The 21473-nt window shown below is 43.5% G+C and carries 18 protein-coding genes; 14 read left to right on the forward strand and 4 right to left on the reverse strand.

Going from position 1 to position 21473, the window contains the following annotated elements:
• Nucleotides 1-5 precede the first annotated feature (5 nt).
• From ACZ444_RS03595 to ACZ444_RS03605, 3 genes are all read right to left on the reverse strand, one after another.
• Nucleotides 6-575: a hypothetical protein gene (locus ACZ444_RS03595; protein WP_464433580.1), complete on the reverse strand. Its 570-nt coding sequence runs from the start codon at nt 573-575 to the stop codon at nt 6-8.
• A 57-nt stretch (nt 576-632) separates the two neighbouring features.
• A complete protein-coding gene (gene istA / locus ACZ444_RS03600; protein ID WP_464433581.1) occupies nt 633-1511 on the reverse strand; it encodes an IS21 family transposase in 879 nt (292 codons plus the stop codon).
• Nucleotides 1512-1734: 223 nt separating this feature from the next.
• Nucleotides 1735-1953, reverse strand: a complete 219-nt coding sequence (locus ACZ444_RS03605) for a hypothetical protein (protein WP_382358606.1) — start codon at nt 1951-1953, stop codon at nt 1735-1737.
• Nucleotides 1954-2032: 79 nt separating this feature from the next.
• Here ACZ444_RS03605 and ACZ444_RS03610 point away from each other — a divergent pair, with 79 nt between their 5' ends.
• The 7 genes from ACZ444_RS03610 to ACZ444_RS03640 all read left to right on the forward strand — a co-directional run bounded on the left by ACZ444_RS03610 (nt 2033) and on the right by ACZ444_RS03640 (nt 9349).
• Nucleotides 2033-2398: a hypothetical protein gene (locus tag ACZ444_RS03610; protein ID WP_382358607.1), complete on the forward strand. Its 366-nt coding sequence runs from the start codon at nt 2033-2035 to the stop codon at nt 2396-2398.
• A 55-nt stretch (nt 2399-2453) separates the two neighbouring features.
• On the forward strand, nt 2454-2627 hold the full coding sequence (locus ACZ444_RS03615) for a Zn-dependent hydrolase (RefSeq protein ID WP_382358608.1): 174 nt from the start codon (nt 2454-2456) through the stop codon (nt 2625-2627).
• A gap of 301 nt (nt 2628-2928) precedes the next feature.
• Nucleotides 2929-6228, forward strand: coding sequence for an S-layer homology domain-containing protein (locus ACZ444_RS03620; RefSeq protein ID WP_382358610.1), 3300 nt, complete (start codon nt 2929-2931; stop codon nt 6226-6228).
• Between the two features lie 231 nt (nt 6229-6459).
• The gene (locus ACZ444_RS03625; RefSeq protein WP_382358611.1) at nt 6460-7083 is read left to right on the forward strand and encodes a hypothetical protein; all 624 of its coding nucleotides are present in this window, start codon (nt 6460-6462) and stop codon (nt 7081-7083) included.
• A 254-nt stretch (nt 7084-7337) separates the two neighbouring features.
• Nucleotides 7338-7499: a hypothetical protein gene (locus ACZ444_RS03630; RefSeq protein WP_382358612.1), complete on the forward strand. Its 162-nt coding sequence runs from the start codon at nt 7338-7340 to the stop codon at nt 7497-7499.
• Between the two features lie 51 nt (nt 7500-7550).
• Entirely contained in the window at nt 7551-8585 is a 1035-nt protein-coding gene (locus tag ACZ444_RS03635; RefSeq protein WP_382358613.1) for an immunoglobulin-like domain-containing protein, read from the forward strand.
• A 293-nt stretch (nt 8586-8878) separates the two neighbouring features.
• Entirely contained in the window at nt 8879-9349 is a 471-nt protein-coding gene (locus ACZ444_RS03640; RefSeq protein ID WP_382358614.1) for a DinB family protein, read from the forward strand.
• Between the two features lie 172 nt (nt 9350-9521).
• On the opposite strand, the gene ACZ444_RS03645 is transcribed toward ACZ444_RS03640, so the two are convergent.
• Nucleotides 9522-9665, reverse strand: coding sequence for a hypothetical protein (locus ACZ444_RS03645; RefSeq protein WP_382358615.1), 144 nt, complete (start codon nt 9663-9665; stop codon nt 9522-9524).
• Between the two features lie 237 nt (nt 9666-9902).
• Here ACZ444_RS03645 and ACZ444_RS03650 point away from each other — a divergent pair, with 237 nt between their 5' ends.
• The 7 genes from ACZ444_RS03650 (at nt 9903) to ACZ444_RS03680 (ending at nt 21435) form a co-directional block, all read left to right on the forward strand.
• Nucleotides 9903-10325, forward strand: a complete 423-nt coding sequence (locus ACZ444_RS03650) for a hypothetical protein (RefSeq protein WP_382358616.1) — start codon at nt 9903-9905, stop codon at nt 10323-10325.
• A gap of 66 nt (nt 10326-10391) precedes the next feature.
• Nucleotides 10392-11174 carry a hypothetical protein gene (locus tag ACZ444_RS03655; protein ID WP_382358617.1) on the forward strand — a complete coding sequence of 261 codons (783 nt, stop codon included), beginning with the start codon at nt 10392-10394 and terminating at the stop codon, nt 11172-11174.
• 60 nt (nt 11175-11234) lie between these two features.
• A complete protein-coding gene (locus tag ACZ444_RS03660; RefSeq protein ID WP_464433582.1) occupies nt 11235-11933 on the forward strand; it encodes a hypothetical protein in 699 nt (232 codons plus the stop codon).
• A gap of 132 nt (nt 11934-12065) precedes the next feature.
• Complete coding sequence (locus tag ACZ444_RS03665; protein ID WP_382358619.1) at nt 12066-13709, forward strand: S-layer homology domain-containing protein; 1644 nt, start codon at nt 12066-12068, stop codon at nt 13707-13709.
• 121 nt (nt 13710-13830) lie between these two features.
• Entirely contained in the window at nt 13831-15984 is a 2154-nt protein-coding gene (locus ACZ444_RS03670) for a S8 family peptidase (RefSeq protein WP_382358620.1), read from the forward strand.
• Between the two features lie 468 nt (nt 15985-16452).
• Nucleotides 16453-18846, forward strand: coding sequence for a bifunctional diguanylate cyclase/phosphodiesterase (locus ACZ444_RS03675; RefSeq protein ID WP_382358621.1), 2394 nt, complete (start codon nt 16453-16455; stop codon nt 18844-18846).
• A gap of 207 nt (nt 18847-19053) precedes the next feature.
• Nucleotides 19054-21435 carry an EAL domain-containing protein gene (locus ACZ444_RS03680; protein ID WP_382358622.1) on the forward strand — a complete coding sequence of 794 codons (2382 nt, stop codon included), beginning with the start codon at nt 19054-19056 and terminating at the stop codon, nt 21433-21435.
• The last annotated feature ends 38 nt before the right edge of the window (nt 21436-21473 follow it).

Raw genomic sequence — 21473 nt, forward strand, 5'->3', positions numbered from 1 at the left:
TGACATTATGACCACACCTCCCCTGTAAGTACATCGTACGCCTCGAGAACAGGCTCATAATTCCTGACACCTGAAGGTGTATAGGATTCTTCAAGACGGTCAAATGGGCTAGGTTTTTCGGGATGTATCGTACGATACAATTCCTGATAAACCACGCCTTCTTCATCCCAAAGGTGTGGGGCGATATGCGTAATCGCTTCGGCAATCTGATCAATTTGATAATCCTTACCAAGCCATTGGATGAGACACTTTAAGCGTCTTTTTCGGTACACGAGATCGTCAATGGACAGGTATCGCTGAAGCACCTCCGGAAGGGCTGAATAAACCATTGTATAGGGAACAGCTCTGGGTTTGTTCTGGATCTGCTCGAGTTCCTGAGTCCAATTGATTTTCTGTTGTTTAAGACTATTCGGACGTGGAAGAACAGCTAATGTTGTATATGTTTCATCCATTACCTCCAGGCTATCCCAATAGATTTTTAAAGTGACAGACTGCTGAGCCATCCCTTTTGGTACTGGAAGGCGTTCCCGGTCCACATGGACATTTCCATATTTGTCGAGTGTCGCTGTTTCCAAATGAACGACTTCAAACGGATCCCGGGGAAGCTGTAGAAGCTTGACCTGTTCTTCTTCCTACAATGATTGAACGAGTTGTTTATGTTTATAATGTTCCTGATCCATAGCCCTCAGGGCTTTTTGATGCATGACGTTGTTAATCTGTTCCCACGATGTCATGACCGGAACAGGCACAAACCAGTTTCTTCTGCTTGTGCCAACTTTATTTTCCACATGGCCTTTTTCATAACCAGCACGAGGATTACAGAATACAGCTTCAAATCGGTAATGAAGCTTAAAACGGCGGAACATATCCGTTAAATCACGTTCTCCGTGCCCCTTTATCTTCGCAACAGCGGCAGATAAGTTATCAAACCATAACTTGCGCGGCACACCGCCTGCCTGATCAAAAAGCTGTTTAAGTCCCTCCAGAAAGCAGGTGGTATTCTCCCTGGGCAATACCGCCAGATAAGCGGCATTACTGTATGGAAAAGACATCGCCAAATATTTGACCTGAAGCCATGTCCCGTCATAGATCACGTCGGCTGTCCCAAAATCAACCTGTGCTTCACCGCCTGGATGTATCAGGTCGCTATAGGTCTTTTGATCTTGCATCAGAGCCTTTTTTCGTTCCGACACGTAACCGGTAACGGTTCGAACACCTCCGGTATAATCACATTCATCCCGAAGACGCTGATAAATTCGTATATTGGTATGACGCTGTTTACGCTTCCGGGACAGGTCCTCCGTCAACCATGCATCGATGATATCTAAGTACGGGCCCAGAATGGGGTAACGCTTCATGCGATGCCGGATGTCAGGGCTCCAATCATCCCGATCAGCATATTTTTTGGCAGTCCGCCAATTAATGCCAAGGCGTTTTGCCAACGAATTGATTGATAACCCTTCCTCTTCGCGCAAAAAATTGATATAGTCTACTTGAGCCATTGCTAGCATTCCTTTCATACCTCCCCATGTTTATTGCTGTATTCATGTAAGAGGTTAATAGAATTTGGGATGACTGGCAAGGCTCTTTTTTATAATGGCAGTTGTGTAGTTTTAGGCTGCCAAATTATGTACTTTAATTCTGCCATAAACAACCCCCCGGTGAGTGCGTTTAATAAGCGTGGAATCCACCAATTAAATGGTAGATTCCACGCTTATTTTGGTGGTAAACGGCTCATTTAAGATCATATTTGGCTAATTCTTGTCTCATTTCCTTTATGTCCTGGTCGCTATAAAATGACCTGACTTCCACGTCTGTGCTTATATCAATCGCTTCCAGAGTCTTCTTTAAACTGATGGCATGGTTTGGCTGCCTTGCAGCAGACCCCCGCTCCTGCGCTTTGTGGTTAAATCCATCCATAATGATTCTCCCTTCCTGATTTTGTATCAGCATACACAGGCTGTTTTGTTTTTTCGATACCATCAAAACCAATTGAGGAATGATACAATGGTCATAATAGGGAGGGTGGACAATGGTCGAGTATAGTTTATTAAAGGAACCTGATACAGCTATCCAGGAAATTAATCAGAAGGTAGGACAGCTTGACAAAATAAAACTTTCCAATAACCTGAGAGGTCAGCCTTTTGACGAATTTAGAGATTGGCGATCTGGTGTGAGTGATCTGTTAGCGGATCTTTTCGCGGATAGAGCCATCAGTCAAGCGTTTTTGACGGAAAGCGAATTTATTAAGCGTGAGCTGCCGGAGGACGATACGATTAAACAGCTTAACGAAGCACTCGATAAAAGCAAGATTTATCTGGAACAATTAAACAATGGGATTAAGATGGGGGCGTATAGACCTCTTGCGGATCACCGTGATTCGGGGAATCGCTCATGACTGACGTTTTATCTGTTTAATGCAGTGAAGGGAATAGATGAAAGGGGCGAGTGTTTTGAAGCATTTAACATTGGAATCCAAGGAATTTAAACGTGTTATGCAAAACCTTCATTTGGAAAACCTTAACCTGCCTCTTGAGAAGCAAAAACGAATTCTTAAGATTGTTAATTCAGGAGCTGAGATTACACCAAGCCTTATTAAGGATTTGATGGAACATGAGGACGTATAACGAACAGGAAAACGACAATTATCATTTTATGGGTGCCAGGTACATAAACAATTCGATATTTTCAGAATTGTTTATGTACCTGGCACTGTGTGTGGGCACTCTGGAAAATGAGGAAAAACTTGTGTAAACTGACTCTAGTTACCAGTTAAACTAGTTGCAGGAACTGTTGATTTTATTTGTCATTGTCACTAAAATATTCTAATAGAACGATTAAACAATCGTTTGTTCATTTTTTCAGGGACTTGCTTTTAAGCCTTGTCCTGATGAAAAAATATTTAGCAAAGGGAGAGGACATTTGACTATGAGTAAGAAAACGAAAACATTTCGTAACGTAGCGATTTCGACTATGGCTGCATCAGCAACTGTCGCAGCTGTAGCACCTGCGGCCGTATCGGCAGAAGATGTTAGTTTTTCCGATGTAACCCCAGAACATACACATTATGATAATATAATTAAGATGGCAGAACAAGGAATTATTCAAGGTCATCCAGATGGCACTTTCAAACCTTACAACAATATCGTACGCGGTCAAATTGCCGCTATGCTGACGAATGCACTAGATCTCGATACGCCTGACAATATGGATGAAGTCCTGGCGCAATACGACGACGTTGACGGCAATAGTGATTATGCTCCGGTAATCGCAGCTGTCACTGACGCTAATATTTTCAAAGGTGACCATGGTCACTTTGGCGAGTTCGAGAACATCACGCGTGAGCAAATGGCAACTGCTTTAGTTGAAGCCTATGATTTAAACAAATATGACAATCAAGGCATGAATGCTGATCTCAATCGAGAGCATATCAGTAATTCTCACGTAGATAACGTGCAGACATTGGCTAACCTGGGCATCACCATAGAACTGGATAACTACCGTGCTTATGAACAAGAGCGCCGTGATCAGTTCGCAACAATGATCGCAAAAACGGAAGAAGTTGTATCAGAAAACGCTCCAGGCGTTGAAAATGTTGAGACAACTGTGAATGATGATAATACATTCTCCATCAGTGGCTCAGCAACTGGTATCGCCGATTCAGCTCATCTCATCGTAACAGATGGAGACGGCAAAAAAGTCATCAACAACGAGGATATTGACATTAATAAAGATGACAATAGCTTCAGTTTCACATCAGATCAACTTGATGCAGGTAACTATAGCTACACGATCATGGGCATGGAAAATGGCAACCATGGCTCACTGAAATCCGAAAGCGGTAAATTCGAAATTGAAGCACCAGCTGTTGAAGATGTGAGTGCGGTTACTTCTAAAACAGTAGATGTTACTTTCAATCAACTACCGGATGATGTCAGCAAAGACGATTTTGAAATTGAAAATACTGACAATCAATATGACGATGTGAAAATCGACAGTATGTCAACTGAAGATGGCAATATTAATCTTGCCCTAACCTCAGCTCTTTCTGAAGATACTGACTATGAATTGACCTATACTGGTCAGGATGAGGATCAAACTATTGATTTCACTTACGAAAAAGCAACACCAACTGATATTAATGTAACAACTGAGACAGTTGCTCAAGGTGAAGACTCTGTTAATCTGAAATCCGAAGTATTAGCTGATGATCAAAATGTTACTGAAGACTTTGATGTCACATACACATCTGATTCTGGTGACGTTGAAAAAGACGGTTCAGTTGATACCAGTGATATGAAAGATGGCGATTCGTTCATAGTAAGAGCACACGTTGGTTCTGGCGATAATGCTATTGAGTCGGACAAGCAAGTTGTTACAGTTGAAGATTCAATGGCCGACAGTTATCAGTTCTTCACAATCAATGACAATGGAGACGTTGACGAAGATCTTAAAACTGAAGATGCCAAACAAACCGTTAATAATAACGCTGATACAGTAGGTAACTATATTGTTCCTCACGTTAATGATCAATTCGGTAAGGCTATTACCGATGGCAATTTCAAGTTTGAATCTCTGAACCCAGAGACGATGCTCGTAGATGAAAACAGCGGTGAAATTAAGGGCGTTTATGACAATGGTAATGCTCAAGTCAAAGTCACAGCTCCAGGCACTAACTTTGAAAAAGTCATTAATGTGAATGTTCAAGAACCGGCTGAGGTAAGTGATTTTGAACTATCTGATTCATCAATTAATACTTCAAACACTGCTGATACGCAAAACGTTACTGTAACGGTCAAAGACCAATATGGTAATGCTGTTGATGAAGAAGACGTAACAGCTGAAACAGATAGTGACAGTGTTTCTCTTAATGATGGCATTTCCACTAACGAAGATGGCGAAGCAACCATAGAGATTACGCCTGAAGAAAAAGGTGAAGCAACGGTAGACGTTAAAGTAGGTGAACTTGATAAGCAGACGATTACTGTTAATGTCACGGAAGCTGGAGACACAGATGATTACGAGATTGCCAATACTGGTGATAATCTTGAATATGATAAAAATGCCGATGATGATTCACTAGAATTCAGTGTTTATGGTGTAGACGCTGACGGTAATCATACTGATAAAGATCCTGAAAATGGTGTTGATTTCAAAGTTACTAATGAAGACGGAGAAGAAATCGATACTTCTAATGGTGAAACTGTTAAAACCTATAATGTTCAAAGCAAGGTTAATTCAGGTAACCTGGAAGTAGGCAACTATACACTTTCAGCTTCTAAAAATGGCTTTGACTACGGCAGTGTAGACTTTAAAGTAGTTGACTCTACACCAGAGTTAAATCATGTTTCCTTTGACAGTAACTCCTTTAAACTGGAAGGCCAAAAACAAGACTTAGTCGACCTTCTTAATGATCAAGGCGTTACGATGACTGACCAGAATGGCGACGTCATGATGACTGAAGACAGTGACGGCAATGATGTAAAAGCAACATTAGATGAAGATGATATTGAATCTGTTGACGTATCTAACGATAATATATTAAACCATTTTGTGAATGATAATGACACTAACAGGATAGCAGGCAAAGGTGCTGGCGAAACGATAGTCAATGTCAAATTTAATACGGGTGAAGATTCTACTCAAACAGTAGCATTTAGTGTTAAAAACACAGTTGATAGTGCAAATGAACTAGAGTATGCAATAGATCACACTAGTGATGATGCAGCTGATACCATCACTTTGGGTGGAAACATTGATTTAAACTCACCATTAGACTTGAATAGTCAGGTAACATTAGATGGTAATGGTCATAGTATTGATCAAGAAGTAAAAATTACTTCAGATAATGTTACCGTTAAGGATCTAAATTTAGATGTTGCGGAAGCTAATGCAATTGATGTTGCACACGGTGTAACTGAAGCTAATCTTGAAAATAACGTGATAAATAACACTGGTCAAATGGCTATTTATTTCAATAAGAATAGCAGCGGTGAAGTTATCGGAAATGAAATCACTGATTCCAGAAAAGGTATTGGTGCCGATACTAGTGAGAACGTAACTATTAAGAACAATGATATTACATTCAGTGAAGTTGGAATTGAATTGTTCGATGGCAGTGGTGATCATCGAGAAGCCATTAACAATTCTACAGAAGAGTCGAATTTCCCTCAAGACAATCAATATGACGTATCTGGTAACGAATTTGAGGAAAATACCGCAAAGTAAACGAAAAAGGTGAGGTGTCTGTCCTTCCCGATATTTATCGAACGAAAGTTCTTGTTAAAAAAGCTCTGCGGAGATAAGTTCTCTGCAGAGCTTTTTTTGTGGTGCGGTGTGGTACCAGGTACATAAACAATTAAGATATAGTCGATTAATTTCCTGCTAGTGAACATTATTCAGCAGTTGAGAAACCTAAAACAAAACTTTCCAGTTAATCGTGGAAAATGAAGCTGCCTTATGGAATTATATGTTAAAGTAATTATAACAAATAATTATAAAGAAGAGGATGTTATCAATATGGCACCCATTCCAATAATGGCTTATAAAGATTTAAATGAGTTCGCTAAGCACTGCGGAGAAAAATTGCTTGAAGAAAGCGGAAATATCGAGAAATTTGTTTATCCGGATGAGGTACGGCATGATAATGATGAATCGACATGGCAGGAATATATAGATGTGATGAAGCAGAAAAATGACGATCTCCTGTCGAACCTTGGCCGTAATGCCAATATCTACGCTATACATAAATGGTCCGCGGCAGATAAGAAATGGATACCTATGTACGTGGGAGAGCGAAAGACGGGTGGCATGCGTGAGCGGATAACGCAGCATTTAATCGATAAGAACGTACAAACAGGTTCAAAGCTAACGGAAGTCAAGAAAATGGTTAGGTCAGGAGAATCTATTGGTGTTTCATTTGTAAAAGTAGAGCCTGAGTCGCTGCGATTGTATGTCGAGGAGCAGATTATAAGTAACTTTGAAGGCTATCTTTGGAATATTCAAGGGGCTGTCAAGGGTTATAATAACCAGGCACCTTTAAATACAAGTGGTGGTCCATCCCCAGCGACGTCCGGTAACTAAAGGACGGCTTGAAATCATGCAGACTGCTTTCATGCTGGATTCATAGTAATTGAGGTAAAAGTTGGACAGTCTGGTCTCAGTTACCGAGGGAATATACTTGCAGGACTGTTGTTTTTTACATGCTGCTAATTCTACAATAATGCATAGTTCATAGTTACTATGTTCTATTGGAGTAGTTTACGAGTTTTTCTCGGATTTATTTCTATACTCAGATCCGGTGAAAGATATACAGCAAAGAAAGGATTCGTTTTACGATGAATAAGAAAACGTTTCGTAACGCAGCCATTTCGACAATGGCAGTATCGGCAACAGTTGCTGCAGTAGCACCTGCAGCCGTATCGGCAGACAATCAAGTGGACTTTGTTGATATTGATCAAAGCAATACACACTACGAAAGCATTATGGCGCTGGCCTGACAAGGGATTATCCATGGCTATAATGATGGAACTTTCGCGCCTTATGTAAAAATGAAGCGCGGCGGCGTAGCAGAGATGTTCGTACAAGCACTTGACCTGGATACCCCTGACAATGTCAATAAAGTACTTGAACAATACGATGATGTTGATGCAACCAATGATCATGCTGAGGCTATCGCGGCTGTAACGGAAGCAGGCATTTTCCAAGGTGAAAACGGCCATTTCGATGAGTATGGCACGATTTCCCGTGAACAAATGGCAACTGTCCTTGTTGAAGCATATGACTTGGATAAATATGACAACGGTGACGATGTTGATTTAAATACAGATGGCATTGATGCGTCACACGTTGGTAACGTTCAAATCTTAGCTAACCTGGGCATCACGAATCAAACGGACGGTTTCGATGCTAGAGGCGCACTTTACCGTGACCAGTTTGCAACGTTCATGTATGAAATGCAAAAAATGATTGAAGGATATGCGCCAGGTGTTGATAAAGAAGCGCCAAATATCAGCGTTGACAGTGATAGCACAGTCAATGTGGACCATGATGCTGATTTCAGCATTCCAAAAGCAACAGCGGAAGATAATCGAGATGGTTCCGTTAAGGTAGACACACAAATCACGGATTCAGATGGCAATAAAGTAGATAGCATTGATACATCAGAAGCGGGAAGCTACATTGTAACGTACACCGCTGCAGACGAAGATGGCAACAAGACAGCAACGGCTATTACGGTGAATGTTTCAGAAAACGAACCTGACGAAGATAACGAGGAAGAAGTTGATGAGGTTTCATTCAGTAATGTTTCTGCCGAGGCAGTAGCTCCAAATAAGCATGCACTAGAATATGGAAACTATATGTATGAAGTAACTGGCACAGTTTCTAACGTTGATAAAGGTGAAGAAATTGAATTCATATTCCACTCTAAAAAAGACGAAGAAGACCAAGACTTTACAGCAACTGTCGATGCTGATGGAGACTTCGATCTTTCCCCAGCATTAGTTGAAGTGGAGGGTGCGCCTGACACCGTTGACGTTTCTTACACTGATGATAATGGCGAAACAACAGAAAAAAACTTATGATTTTGATAAGCACCTAAAAGAAAGCAAAAAGAACGAAGATAGCAATGAGTAAAACGCTTGGGTGCCTGTCCTTCCCGTTTATCGAACGAACGTTCTTAATAAAACTAAAAGCTCTGCGGAGATAAGTTCTCTGCAGAGCTTTTTTTGTGGTGCGGTGGTGCCAGGTACATAAACAATTCCGAATTGTTTATGTACCTGGCACTCTAACAACTCTAGCAAACGTAATAGATGTGAAATCCTGCTGATAGGGGTTATACTAATTGTATAATAATTTTTTAAAATGAGGGATTTAAATGAGTAACGCAATGGATGGTGCTGTTAATGGCTGGCTGCAGCATCGGATGGTACTGGATGATTTGCTGGCACTGGTCGATGATGCGCACTTGCATTACAGGCCATGGGAAGGCGCCATGTCTCTTGGGGAACTGACGATACATCTCGTAACCACAACTCATAAGTTTATGACAGGCATTAAAAAAGGCGAATTCGATGAGCCGCCCAATGTGGGGGATTATCAAACCATAGATGAACTGCGCACTATCGTACAGCATTACACTGATCAGACGCAGGAAGAGATTTCATCGATTTTCACCTGGCAGATGAAAGGGTACGTTTTATATGGTGATATGCGTGCACCCGGTACATATTGGTTTTCCCATGCCATTGATTATGAGGTTCACAATAAAGGTCAGTTGTTCACCTATCTTCACCTGATTGGCGTCAAAGATTTACCCAAGTTCATCCGCCGTCCAGACGAAATGTAATCATATACATATACGCGGGCAGTCTCCCATCCCAGTTGCCTTAAAGCAGTTAAGATGGGTGAATGCATCAGAAGTCCTGTGGAGAGAATTCTCTGCGGGACTTTATTTTTTGGGTGGTGCCAGGTACACAAATGATTCAGAATTGTTTGTGTACCTGGCACTTAAGCCGATGTTATTCTTCCGAGTGTTTTAAGCCAATACGAATTAGTTCTAAAAAGGCTCCAGTTCGAGTAGCAATATCTTTTTCTTCTTGATACTTCTCCACTTTTTTAATTAATCTAACGGGAATTCTTATGTCAATTCGTTTTGATTCCAAAGACAAATTAGATCACCCCTATGATTTTTTCGTGTAATCACTCCTATTATCGACATATTTTTCATTTTTGACAATCGCCCATAAGAACTAGAATTTACAAAATCCGTTAAAAGTTGCCCAAAAAACCATATTTTTGTCTTGAATTGTACGTGAAATTGTTTCGACTTATACGTGATATGCCTGTATAGTCACAATTGTGCTTTAATTCAAAAAGGAAATATAGGAGGTCTCGCAGGGATGAAAATTAAAAATAAATTAATAGCCAGTGCGGCCATTACGTTAGTAGGAACGCTTAGTTTCGTATCCGGAGACGTATCAGCACATCAACCAGATACTGCAGATATATTACACAATCAAAATCAACACATCCAGGAAGAGACTCGCTCCCATAATGTTGAAGAACTATCTGAAACAAAAAATCAATTACAAAAAAACACATCATCCAAGATCACAGATTCCGTTAACCTTTTGAATGATAAGCAGAAAACATATCTGAAACAATCTCAGCATGATATAGAAACATACTATAACGACCGCCTATCTGATTTGGAAGATGAAGCAAAAGCGCTGCAGAAGCAAAACTTTGAAACATACAAGAAAAACAAGCAGGAGGAAATTGACGACAGAACAGAAAAAGTTCTGCAGAAATTGCTTGATTAATTGTGATTAGAAACCTAATCGGGTTTTTAATATATATAAATTTATTTTAGGAGGAATGTAGGAATTATGAGATTCTTAGACACAGGGAAAAAGAAAGTGGTAGCTGGAGCAACTGGTTTGGTTCTTGTAGCAGGCGGTGGTGCTGTTACATACGCAAGCACTGACATTGGGGCTCAGTTTCAGGATTGGTATGATAGTCAATTTACTGAACAAGTAGAAGAAGGGAAAACAGATGTTATTAACTATGGTAAGGGGAAAGCAAAAGATGCTCTTGAAAATCACAATGATCTAAAATCCGATGCTGGTGATAGGATTGACGTAGCAAAAGCTGCAGAAAAGCATTTAGCAAAAAAGGATATTAGCGATGAAAAAGCAGATCGCATTGCTAAATTAGAGCAGGAGAAGTCCAGCATTGAAAATTCAATGAGCAAACAATTCGATGAATTATTTGCTAAAGGGAAGGCTGCTTTAGATGACATTAAGAGTAAAGCTCAAGAAAAGGCTGAAAAAGATTTGACTAATAGCATCGATGGTAACAAGGAAGATGCAATTGAGGAAGTAAATAACGAACTTGATGCTGAGACGGACAAAGCAGTAAAACAGTTAGATAAAGCTATCTCTGAAGCAAAAAATGATCTTACCGGTAAGCTGGAAAATGAATCTAAAGATACAGAGACCGAATTGAAAAAAGCTATAGATAAAGCTGTATCAGATGTTAAAGATCAAACAAAGTCTGTGTCAGAGGATCTGGTATTTCAAAGCAAAAAAGCTATTCAGACTGCAGCTCATCAAAAGGTTGAAGACGCCAAAGGCTCTTTAGATGATGTTGTAACTAATATGAATAACTAATATGAAAGGTTATAAGGGGGCTTTGCAAAGTCCCCTTATTTTTTAGAAGGTGGTGTTACTTTGAGAACCAGGAAATTAGTTATGATTGCAGCCCTTTTTTTGATCATGATAGCAAGTGGTGTTTCTGTAGCTGCCAGCCCTGACATTTCAGGTATGCTAAAGGAATGGTTTCAGGGCAAAAGTGATGATGCCATTACCGAAATAGATAATACTGTTAATAAAGAACTGGATAGACAAACGGCACGTCTGAAGGAAAATCTGGGCCCTGTCATTGACTCTGCAGAAAAAGATATTAATACTAATGTGCAGCAGGAAAAACAAAAAGCCAAAAAGAAACTCCGGGATTATGCAGATCAATTAATTGAAAAGCATAAGTCGAACCAATCAAGCAGTTCTTCAAATAATAACGCATATGAACAGAGATTGGACAGTATTGTCAAGCAGGCAGTAAGTAAAATGGCTAATGTAAAGCCCGAAACGGATGATAAACCTAAACCTGATAATAAGCCCGAATCTGATAATGAAGATGGATCTGAATCAGAGGATGAATCAAAAACTGATGAAGATGCCGATAATCAAAATGAGTCCGCACCAGAAGAGGAATCTGAATCTGACGAGGAAGATGAACATCGTCAAGGAGATGAATCAAAATCCGGCAGTGAAGATGAATCAGATCAAAAGGCTGATGCTGGTGATTCGGACGAATCAAATGATGTCGAACAAGAAAAGAAATCTGATAGTAAACAAGAAACAAAGTAATTGAAAGTAAGAGGCTTATGCGGTGGTGCCAGGTACATAAACAATTACGAATTGTTTATGTACCTGGCACTTTATGTTACAGTGTAAATTGTTGGAATAGTTGGAAATAAAATCTAGTTGAGGAGGAACAGAATGAAAAAACAAGGTAGTTTTATGGCCGCTTTGGCGGTGACTGCTAGTCTTGCATTTCCGGCGGCGACTGTAGGTGCATCTGGTGATACGTCGTTTAAAGATGTGGACAAGGATGATCCCGCAGCCGATGTTATCTATCATTATGTCGACGAAGGTGTCATCAATGGCTATGAAGATGGTACATTCAGGAAGTTTGACGACCTGACGCGGAAGCAGGCTGCTGTTATATTGACCGAAGCTCTGGACTTGGATGTTCCAGAGAGTAGTAGTGTCACAAAGTATTTTGACGACGTCCAGGCTGATGATGGCAATGCTGATAAAATAGCTGCTGTCGCCAAAGAGGGGATTATGACCGGCGATGATGATCATTTTAAACCCTTTGAAAAGCTGACACGCGAACAAATGGCAACCATCCTTGTCAAAGGCTTGGATTTAACCAGTGAAGACAATCAAGCGGATATAAACCTCGGCAATGTGAGCGGTTCCCATAAGGCTAACGTGCAAGTACTGGGCGACCTCGGCATCACGAACCAGCTGGAGGATTTCCGGCCTTACGAAAATGTTAAGCGCGTACAAATGCTGAATTTTCTTGACCATGCGACTGATGCACAAGAAAATAACGGCGACGACATTGAAGGACTTCTGAAAAAGGCTTATGCCAATGAACAGGATCTGGACGCTTATGACATGGAAGGCCATGCCAATATCGGCGTCGATCTTCCGGAATCTGCACAGACGGAAGCGGGAGATGAGGCTATAGCCCAGCTTCTGGATGATATTCAAGTCGACTTCTCAGGGTCGTTTCAGCAGGATCCGATGGCAATGGATATGACCGTCGACGTCACTATGCAGGCGGGTGAAGGCGTAGAACAAACGGTTTCGCTTCCTATGGTTATGACAGAAGATAAAATGTGGATGAAGCAGCCGCAGCCAGAAGGCAAGGAATTACCTGAAGAAATTGCAGGTAAATACATTGAATATGATTTGGAAGCCGCAGAAGGCCAAATGCCAGCAGGCTCAGATATCAATATGAAACTGGGCCAGGACATTCAAAATATGTTCATCGACTACTTCGCAAAGGATTATTACAATCAGGTTGAAGCAGGTTCTTATGACTTTCCTGACTATGTCAATGAGAACCAGGTTGTGAAATTCAATTTGAACAATGAAAATCTGCAGCCTTTTGCTGACACACTGCTGACGGGCTTCTTGCCTGAATTTCTGAATGTTATCGAAGAAGAAGACTATGCTGATGAACTGGGATTGACCGAAGAAGACATCCAGAAAGCCCAGGAACAAATGAATGACATGCAGGCTAATATTGAAGATATCAAATCGGAAATCGACGACACCGTTGATATCAAGACATTTGAACAATATACCGCCATCAACCGTGACAACTTTATGCAAGGCAACGCGATGGATCTGGATTTGGCTATTACCAATGAAGGTGAAACCGCTGGATTGAATCTGTCTTCCGAGCAAACGAAGCAGAATATAAACGGCGATGTCACCATCGAGAAACCGGATCAGGACGAAACGATCACCGAAGAAGAATTTAACGACATCATGGAAGATCAGCTGCCGGATGAAGTACCGGGAGCTCCGGGCGATGTACCCGATGAAGTCGAGGACATTGACTAGAGACCGTATATAAAACATGAGCGGGGAGATTCGCTGTCTTCCCGCTCGTATTATATAGCTTCATAGATGGTCGATACGGCTATTATGAAACGAGTTTACGAGCATTTAAGGAGGTAAGGGTATGCTGCACCTGAAAAGGATATTGGCAGCGACACTTGTATGTTCGGCCGCCGTTATGGCATTCGGATCGGCTGGCTTGAGTGCCGAAGCCAAGGATTTGCAGGATGAGAGGGCCAAACAGGCTATTGGCGCGTATGAAGATATGCCGATGTTCCAGCATCATAAATCTTCCAGGCCTGTGAAGCAGCTTCAGAGTATGGATTTGGAGTCGATACATAATCGTGAGGTTGTGATAAAACTTAAAGCAGGAGCGGATGTTTCCGCAGAAAAATGGGGACTCGAACAAGCCTCCCGCGATTCCGGGATGCAAAGTGACCGCTACATTGTTGCCCGCGTACCGGAAGATAGCGATTTTGACAAGACAGTGCGCGCTATCGCTGACGACGGGCAGGTTGAACAGGCGGAGCCGAACTACGAGCGGCAGCTGCACGGTCCGTCTGTAAGCGACGAAAGCGATGAACCATGGTATACTGGAAAAATCAATTTGGACGGCGCACATCAGAAAACAAAGGGGTCTGCCGATACGGTCATCGCCGTTCTGGACAGCGGTGTGAATGCTGATCATCCTGCCCTGAAAGGCCGGATTCTCGATGGCTATAATTTTATAGGTGATAATAAGGATACATCGGACGACCTTGGTCACGGGACAGCTGTTTCCAGTCTTATTGCTGCGGCCAGCAGCGAAGAGGCGATGACAGGGATGGATTTAAATGCTGGCATTCTTCCGGTTAAAGTGACTGGCCCAACTGGCACGGTGACCACCGATCACATTGTCGATGGCATCTATTATGCGATCGAACATGATGCTGACATTATGAATATGAGCTACGGTGCTGGTTTATATAGTGAATTGGAAAAGGACGCTATTGCTGATGCCTATGATGCCGGGATTACGCTGGTCGCAGCGGCAGGCAACGAAGCGAGCAGTCTTCCGTCCTTCCCTGCTTCCTACCCTGGTGTCCTCAACGTGTCCGCAACCGGGAAAGATGACACGCTCACCTCTTTTTCAAGTTACGGCAATACGATTGATATGGCTGCGCCCGGAAAAGCTATCAAAGCCGCCGATCCTGAAGGAGGCTACCATGAAGTCGACGGGACATCTTTTTCTGCACCGCTCGTCAGTGGTCTGGCAGGACTTGTCAAAGCAGAACATCCTGACTGGACCAATAATGAGATGGCCTGGGCGCTGGAAGACGGGGCGTTTGCTGTTGATAATGTCGAATGGAATGATGAACGCGGCTACGGGCGTATGGATGCCGACAGGACGTTAGAACGCGATGAACTGCCTGATTGGCGTGATAACGCACCGAGTCAAAAAGGTGAAGCAGAGCCGATCACGGCTTTTCAGAAGGAACAAAACGCCATCAATTACCCGATGGATGTGGACTGGTATCGTTTTGAAGTGGAAGATGACGGTCTGGTGACAATCGATGTGACAATACCGACCGATACACTTGATCTGGTGGTTGCGCTCGATGATCCGGACGGGAAACGAAGATTTTATGACGACGGAGAAAACGGAGAAGATGAAAGCTTTTCGTTCCAGGCTGAAAAAGGGACCTATCATCTTTCCGTCTATGACGATAATCAGCACTGGTCAGCGTCCGATTACACTATAAAGGCAAAAAGCACGCAATTCTCTGACGTTAAACACTATCAGGAACCGATTGCGCAATTAGTCGAACAGGACATCATTCGCGGCTATCCGAACGGCGAATTTAAGCCGAAACATAATATCACCCGTTTGCAAGCTGTGCACATGATTCTGAAGGAAATGGCGATCGATCCGGAAAATTATGATGCTCCTAATCCTGGTTTCAAGGATATCGATCAGGATTCTGCAACCTATGCTTCTATGAAAACAGCAGCTGATTTGGGTATCCTAACAGGAAAAGACAATGGTACCGCCGATCCGTATGGGAAATTGACACGTGGGCAAATGGCGGCAATTATGGTTAGTGCTTATGACCTGAAGGGGTCAGCTGATGTGGAATTTGCTGATATTGCCAGCGATCACTGGGCGCACGATGTGATCAGTAAGCTTGTCGCAAACGATATAGCGAAAGGCTACGAAGATCAGACGTTCAGACCAAACGAAACTATCAGCCGCGAGCATTTCGCCATTATGCTTAACGCGGTGGTGCCAGGTACATAAACAATTCTGAATTGTTTATGTACCTGGCACCCTGATTCTTTATTCCTGATTCTATGTGCCTATTATCTTGATTTACGTGTGGAAAGGCGATATAATAAACAAACTTGTTGAGATATTTTACCAGATATTTCGAATGCAGATAGCTGATGTGATTAGCAGATTCCATATATAAACGGGGATTCATCAGGACATGCCATCGAGAGAGTATCAGTGACAATCAGTCCCCTGATTTGGATGTCGATATGCCATCTTCATTGTCAAGTCCTGTGAGATCGCAGAGACGGATGACAGCCAGTCTTTGCGATCTTACTGACTATGTTTTTACTTCGGCCTCTCCGCCAGTTTTGACGAGTGGTTTAAACGCAGAAGACGATTCATAAAGACTTTGACAAGGCTGCTGGTATTATCGGCAGCCTTTGCTTTTTATCGGGCGTTTGTACTGTGATATCGGAAGGGCATGTGATAGCGATGGAACTGATGCAAGGAACCTATCAAACGTGGTTTGTGCTGTTATCTCTTTTTATTGCCGTGTTCGCGTCGTATGCAGCTTTCCATATTGCGTTCCGGTTCAATGGTTCGACTGCGAAAAGCAAAACCTTTTGGGCAATCATGGGCGGTTTTTGTCTCGGTAACGGGATATGGACCATGCATTTTATCGGGATACTGGCTTATGACCTGGGGATAACGGTTACCTATGATCCAATGCTTTTTGCCCTCAGTGTTATCTGTGCGGTGACGGCAAGTATTCTGACCTTTTTATTACTGCATTTTTGTCAGCCTCAATGGTTTGTTCGTTTAATTGAATCCGCTATCATGGCTGCCGGCATTTTGTCCGTGCATTATTTGGGTATGAACTCTATGCAGATAGAGGCAGACCTGGTTTATGATGGGACCGATGTTGTGACGCTGTCCGTTCTGATAGCCTTGGCTGCTTCGTTTGCCGCGTTCCGGCTGCTTTCGATTCTCCCTTCTATTAAGCGGCGTTTAAAAAGGGAAGAAATATTCCTTGGCAGTGCCATCGTGATGGGTTTGGCGATTTTCGGAATGCATTATAGTGGCATGGCGGGGACCTATTATCAGACAAACGAGGGGGATTTGGGTCCGTCAGCCTCTTCATTCATAGGACCGGGGACGCTGTCTGTCCTGATAAGTATTGTGGTGACCATGATATTAACGGCCGCGGTCGTTATCGCCTTTTTAACCAGACGAGTGGAATCAAGTGAATATAAGTCAGGCTACCTCGAAGATCTGTATCAGTCGATCATCCACTTCGCTACGGATGCGATCGTGACAGCAGAAGAAGAAAAAGGCACGATCATTTCATGGAATAAAGCGGCGGAGCAAATTTATGGCTATGCGGAACACGAGATTCTCGGCACCGATTTCATGAATTTTTTCCCGGAAAACTACGAGCGGAAAAAAAGAGAATTTGTGCTTGGAAGCGTGGTGGAACTAAAAGCGCGGCATAAAGATGGCCATACCTTTCCGGTTGAACTATCGCTTTCCAGGCAGGGACGCGGTGAGATGACTTATTACACGTGCATTATCCGCGATATTACCGAACGGGTGGAGCAGAATCAAAGGATCCAGGAACTCGTGTATCAGGATGAGCTTACGAAACTCCCGAACCGGCGTGTGCTGATCGAGCATCTGCAGTACATACTGGATCAAGCATCAGTATCGCGTATTGCGGTCCTTTTCATGGATCTGAACCATTTCAAAAGTGTGAATGATGTATTTGGCCATCATGTCGGGGATGGACTTCTGATTGCAGCATCGGCACGGATGAGTGAGCAGCTTCAGGAAGGCGAATTCATTGCCCGTCAGAGCGGTGATGAGTTCGTGGCGGTGCTTCAGAATGTGTCTGAGGATCAAGTGCAGCATACGGTCCAGTCGCTGATTGACGTCATGAATCGCCCGTTTGTTGTGGAAGGGTATGAATTGTTTGTTTCGGCGTCTATCGGCGTTAGTCTGTACCCTGAAGATGGTAAAACGACAGAACAATTAATCCAGTATGCGGATACCGCGATGTATCACGCGAAAAATAGCAGCGAGAATCAATGCTGCTTTTTCACGCGGGATATGAATGAGGAGATGTCGGTAAAAGGGTTCCGCGAGTCTGATATCAGGAAAGGGCTGGAAGCGAGGGAATTTCAGCTCTATTACCAACCGCAGATCAGTGTTGCGGATGGAGAAATCAAAGGATATGAAGCACTTATCCGGTGGGAACATCCGGAGCATGGTCTGATATATCCCGGCGATTTCATTCCGATTGCTGAAGAAACAAGGCAGATTGTGCCGCTGGGGCGATGGGTGCTGGAAGAAGCGTGCTGGCAGATGATGTCCTGGTGGAAGGAAGGGGGAACAGTGTCCAGAGTATCTGTGAACATATCTGCTGTTCAATTCTATCATCCGAACTTTATGCAGATGGTGACAGATGTTCTTGCTGAGTCAGGGCTTCCTGCCGACTATCTGGAACTGGAATTGACGGAAAGTATTATGCAAGATCCCGAGCAGGCTGTTTTCATTATGGAAGAAATGCGGGAAATGGGTGTCAGACTATCACTTGATGACTTTGGAACGGGATATACCTCTTTGAGCTGTCTGAGGAATTTTCCGCTCAACAGCTTGAAGATCGACCGGTCCTTTGTGGTTAATATGACACAAGACTCCCAGGAAAAAGCGATTGTGGAAGCCATTATTCATATGGCGCACAACCTGAACTTTAACGTCATCGCCGAAGGAATTGAACATGAAAACCAGCTTCAGCTTCTTTATGACAAGGCATGTGACGAATACCAAGGCTATTATTACAGCCAGCCCCTTCCTCCCGGCGCAGAGCGGGTGCCCGAGCGGGTGTGAGGGGCATAAGTGTTGCGGGTGCCAGACACAAACAATTCATAATACCGTGAATCATTTGTGTGTCTGGCACTTTGAAAATTTTGTCATAATATCTGTTAAACGTCTGTTTATTTCTACCGATATTAAAAGTAGTCATTTTATGAGCAGCCATTATCGGCAGCTTTTGCTTTCGTTTTTGGTTTTTGTACTGGGATATAGGAAGGAAATGTGATATCGGTGGAAATGATGCAGGGAACATATAAGCCGTTTCTTGTGCTATTATCTCTTTTTATTGCCGTGTTCGCTTCGTATGCAGCCTTTCATGTAGCGGGCCGGCTTAACGGTTCAACGACGAAAAACAAACTCATTTGGGCGATTTTTGGCGGCTTTTGCCTAGGCGGCGGGATATGGTCGATGCATTTTGTCGGAATGCTGGCCTATGACATGGGGATAGCTGTTACGTATGATCCGCTGCTTTTTGCACTCAGCGTGGTCTGCGCGATGGTAGCAAGCATTCTGGCCTTTTTGATACTGCAGTTTTCTCACGTGAAACTTATTAATCATCTGATTGGGTCAGTATTGATTGGTGCCGGCATTGTGTCCATGCACTATATTGGTATGGCCTCCATGAAGCTAGGCGCAGATTTGATTTATGACGGGACCTATGTCACGCTGTCGGGTCTGATAGCCTTGGCTGCTTCGTTTGCCGCACTCCGGCTCCTTTCATTTGTTCCTTCCATTGAGCACCCTTTGAAAAGGGAGGCAGGATTCACTGGAAGTTCTATCATAATGGGAATCGCGATTTCCGGGCTTCATTATACGGCCATGGCGGGAACCTATTTTAAGCTAAACGGAGACGGTATCCGTCCGGCATCTTCTTCATTCATCGGACCAGAGATGCTGTCTGTCCTGATAACGATGGTTGTGATGATGATCTCGACGACCAGTATCATCCTCGCTGTTTTTACCCGGAAAGTTGAATCAAGTGAAGATAAGTCGGAATATCTCGAAGATCTGTATCAGTCGATTATCCATTCCGCCACGGATGCGATCGTGACGGCGAAACAGGATGGGACCATCACATCATGGAATCGAGCAGCGGAACGCATTTTTGGTTATGACGAAGAAGAGGCTGTCGGCGGAGACGCGCTGAAGATCATTCCCGCATTGGGACAGCAGTGGAGCGGAGAAAAAAACATGACGGGACAACTGGTGGAGCTTGAAGGGCAGCACAAAGATGGCCGTACATTCCCAATTGAACTCTCGCTTTCCAGGCAGGGGCGTGGCGATCAGGGCTATTACACCGGCATTGTCCGCGATGTTTCTGATCGGGTCAAAAAGAATGAGCGAATCCAGGAACTGGTGTATCGTGATGAGCTCACAAGACTGCCGAATCGGCGTATGCTGAATGAACACTTGCAGTATATGCTCGATCAAAAAGCTGTATTTCAGGTGGCGGTTCTTTTCATCGATCTGGATCGTTTCAAAAATGTGAATGATGTGTTTGGTCACCAAGTCGGGGATGGCCTGCTTATTTCGACATCTGAACGGGTGAGTGAGGAGCTTCAGGAAGGGGAATTCATTGCCCGCCAGAGCGGTGATGAATTCGTAGCGGTACTTCCAAATGCGAACCAGTATCAAGCGGTGCAAACGGCTAATTCGCTGATTCAAACATTGAAGCGTCCATTTCTGGTGGAAGGGTATGAATTGTTTGTATCGGCTTCTATCGGCATTAGCATGTACCCTCAGAACGGAAAGACGGCGGAAGAATTGATCCGGTATGCGGATACCGCGATGTATCAGTCCAAGAACAACAGTCAGGTTGAATTCCGTTTTTTCACGCCGGACATGAACGAGGAGATATCGAAAAAACTAATCCTTGAATCTGAGCTCAGAAAAGGGCTGGAAGAGGAACACTTTCTGCTTTATTATCAGCCCCAGGTCAGTGTCGCGGAGGGTGACGTCAAAGGCTATGAAGCGCTTATCCGGTGGCAGCATCCAGAGCGCGGTATGGTCTCGCCCGGCGATTTTATTCCGCTCGCTGAAGAAACGGGCCTGATTGTGCCGCTTGGCCAGTGGGTGCTGGAAGAAGCGTGCCGGCAGATGGTCTCGTGGCTGAATCAGGGCAAAGCAGTGTCCCGAATGTCGGTGAATATATCCGCCATTCAATTCCAGCAGCCGGACTTTGTACAGATGGTGAAAGACGTTCTTGCTGAAACAGGACTTCCCGCAGAATTTTTGGAACTGGAAATGACGGAAAGCATCGTGCAAGATCCCGAGAAGTCCGTTCCCGTTATGAACGAGATACGGGAAATGGGCGTTAAAATATCGCTTGATGATTTTGGGACGGGGTATTCCTCTCTGAGCTATCTGAAGGATTATCCGCTCAATACGCTGAAGATCGACAAGTCCTTCGTCGATAACATGGAACAGGGCAGCAAGGAAAAAGCGATTGTGGATGCGATCATTCATATGGCACACCGCCTGGAATTCAACGTTATCGCTGAAGGAATCGAAAACGAAAGCCAGCTTCAGCTTCTCTCCGGTAAAGCATGCGAAGAATACCAAGGCTACTATTACAGCAAACCGCTGCCAGCTGAATCTATATAGCGGTGCGGCTGCCCCGGTGCGGTGCGGGTGCCAGGTAC

It is taken from the genome of Lentibacillus kimchii (genome assembly GCF_055381965.1).

Bases quoted from the DNA above. Each gene is read 5' to 3' on its own strand.
- ACZ444_RS03640 (WP_382358614.1), top strand. From the start codon at position 8,879: ATGAGTAACGCAATGGATGGTGCTGTTAATGGCTGGCTGCAGCATCGG.
- ACZ444_RS03650 (WP_382358616.1), top strand. From the start codon at position 9,903: ATGAAAATTAAAAATAAATTAATAGCCAGTGCGGCCATTACGTTAGTA.
- ACZ444_RS03665 (WP_382358619.1), top strand. From the start codon at position 12,066: ATGAAAAAACAAGGTAGTTTTATGGCCGCTTTGGCGGTGACTGCTAGT.
- ACZ444_RS03620 (WP_382358610.1), top strand. From the start codon at position 2,929: ATGAGTAAGAAAACGAAAACATTTCGTAACGTAGCGATTTCGACTATG.
- ACZ444_RS03635 (WP_382358613.1), top strand. From the start codon at position 7,551: ATGAAGCGCGGCGGCGTAGCAGAGATGTTCGTACAAGCACTTGACCTG.
- ACZ444_RS03675 (WP_382358621.1), top strand. From the start codon at position 16,453: ATGGAACTGATGCAAGGAACCTATCAAACGTGGTTTGTGCTGTTATCT.
- ACZ444_RS03630 (WP_382358612.1), top strand. From the start codon at position 7,338: ATGAATAAGAAAACGTTTCGTAACGCAGCCATTTCGACAATGGCAGTA.
- istA (WP_464433581.1), bottom strand. From the start codon at position 1,511: ATGCTAGCAATGGCTCAAGTAGACTATATCAATTTTTTGCGCGAAGAG.
- ACZ444_RS03625 (WP_382358611.1), top strand. From the start codon at position 6,460: ATGGAATTATATGTTAAAGTAATTATAACAAATAATTATAAAGAAGAG.
- ACZ444_RS03655 (WP_382358617.1), top strand. From the start codon at position 10,392: ATGAGATTCTTAGACACAGGGAAAAAGAAAGTGGTAGCTGGAGCAACT.
- ACZ444_RS03605 (WP_382358606.1), bottom strand. From the start codon at position 1,953: ATGCTGATACAAAATCAGGAAGGGAGAATCATTATGGATGGATTTAAC.
- ACZ444_RS03610 (WP_382358607.1), top strand. From the start codon at position 2,033: ATGGTCGAGTATAGTTTATTAAAGGAACCTGATACAGCTATCCAGGAA.
- ACZ444_RS03670 (WP_382358620.1), top strand. From the start codon at position 13,831: ATGCTGCACCTGAAAAGGATATTGGCAGCGACACTTGTATGTTCGGCC.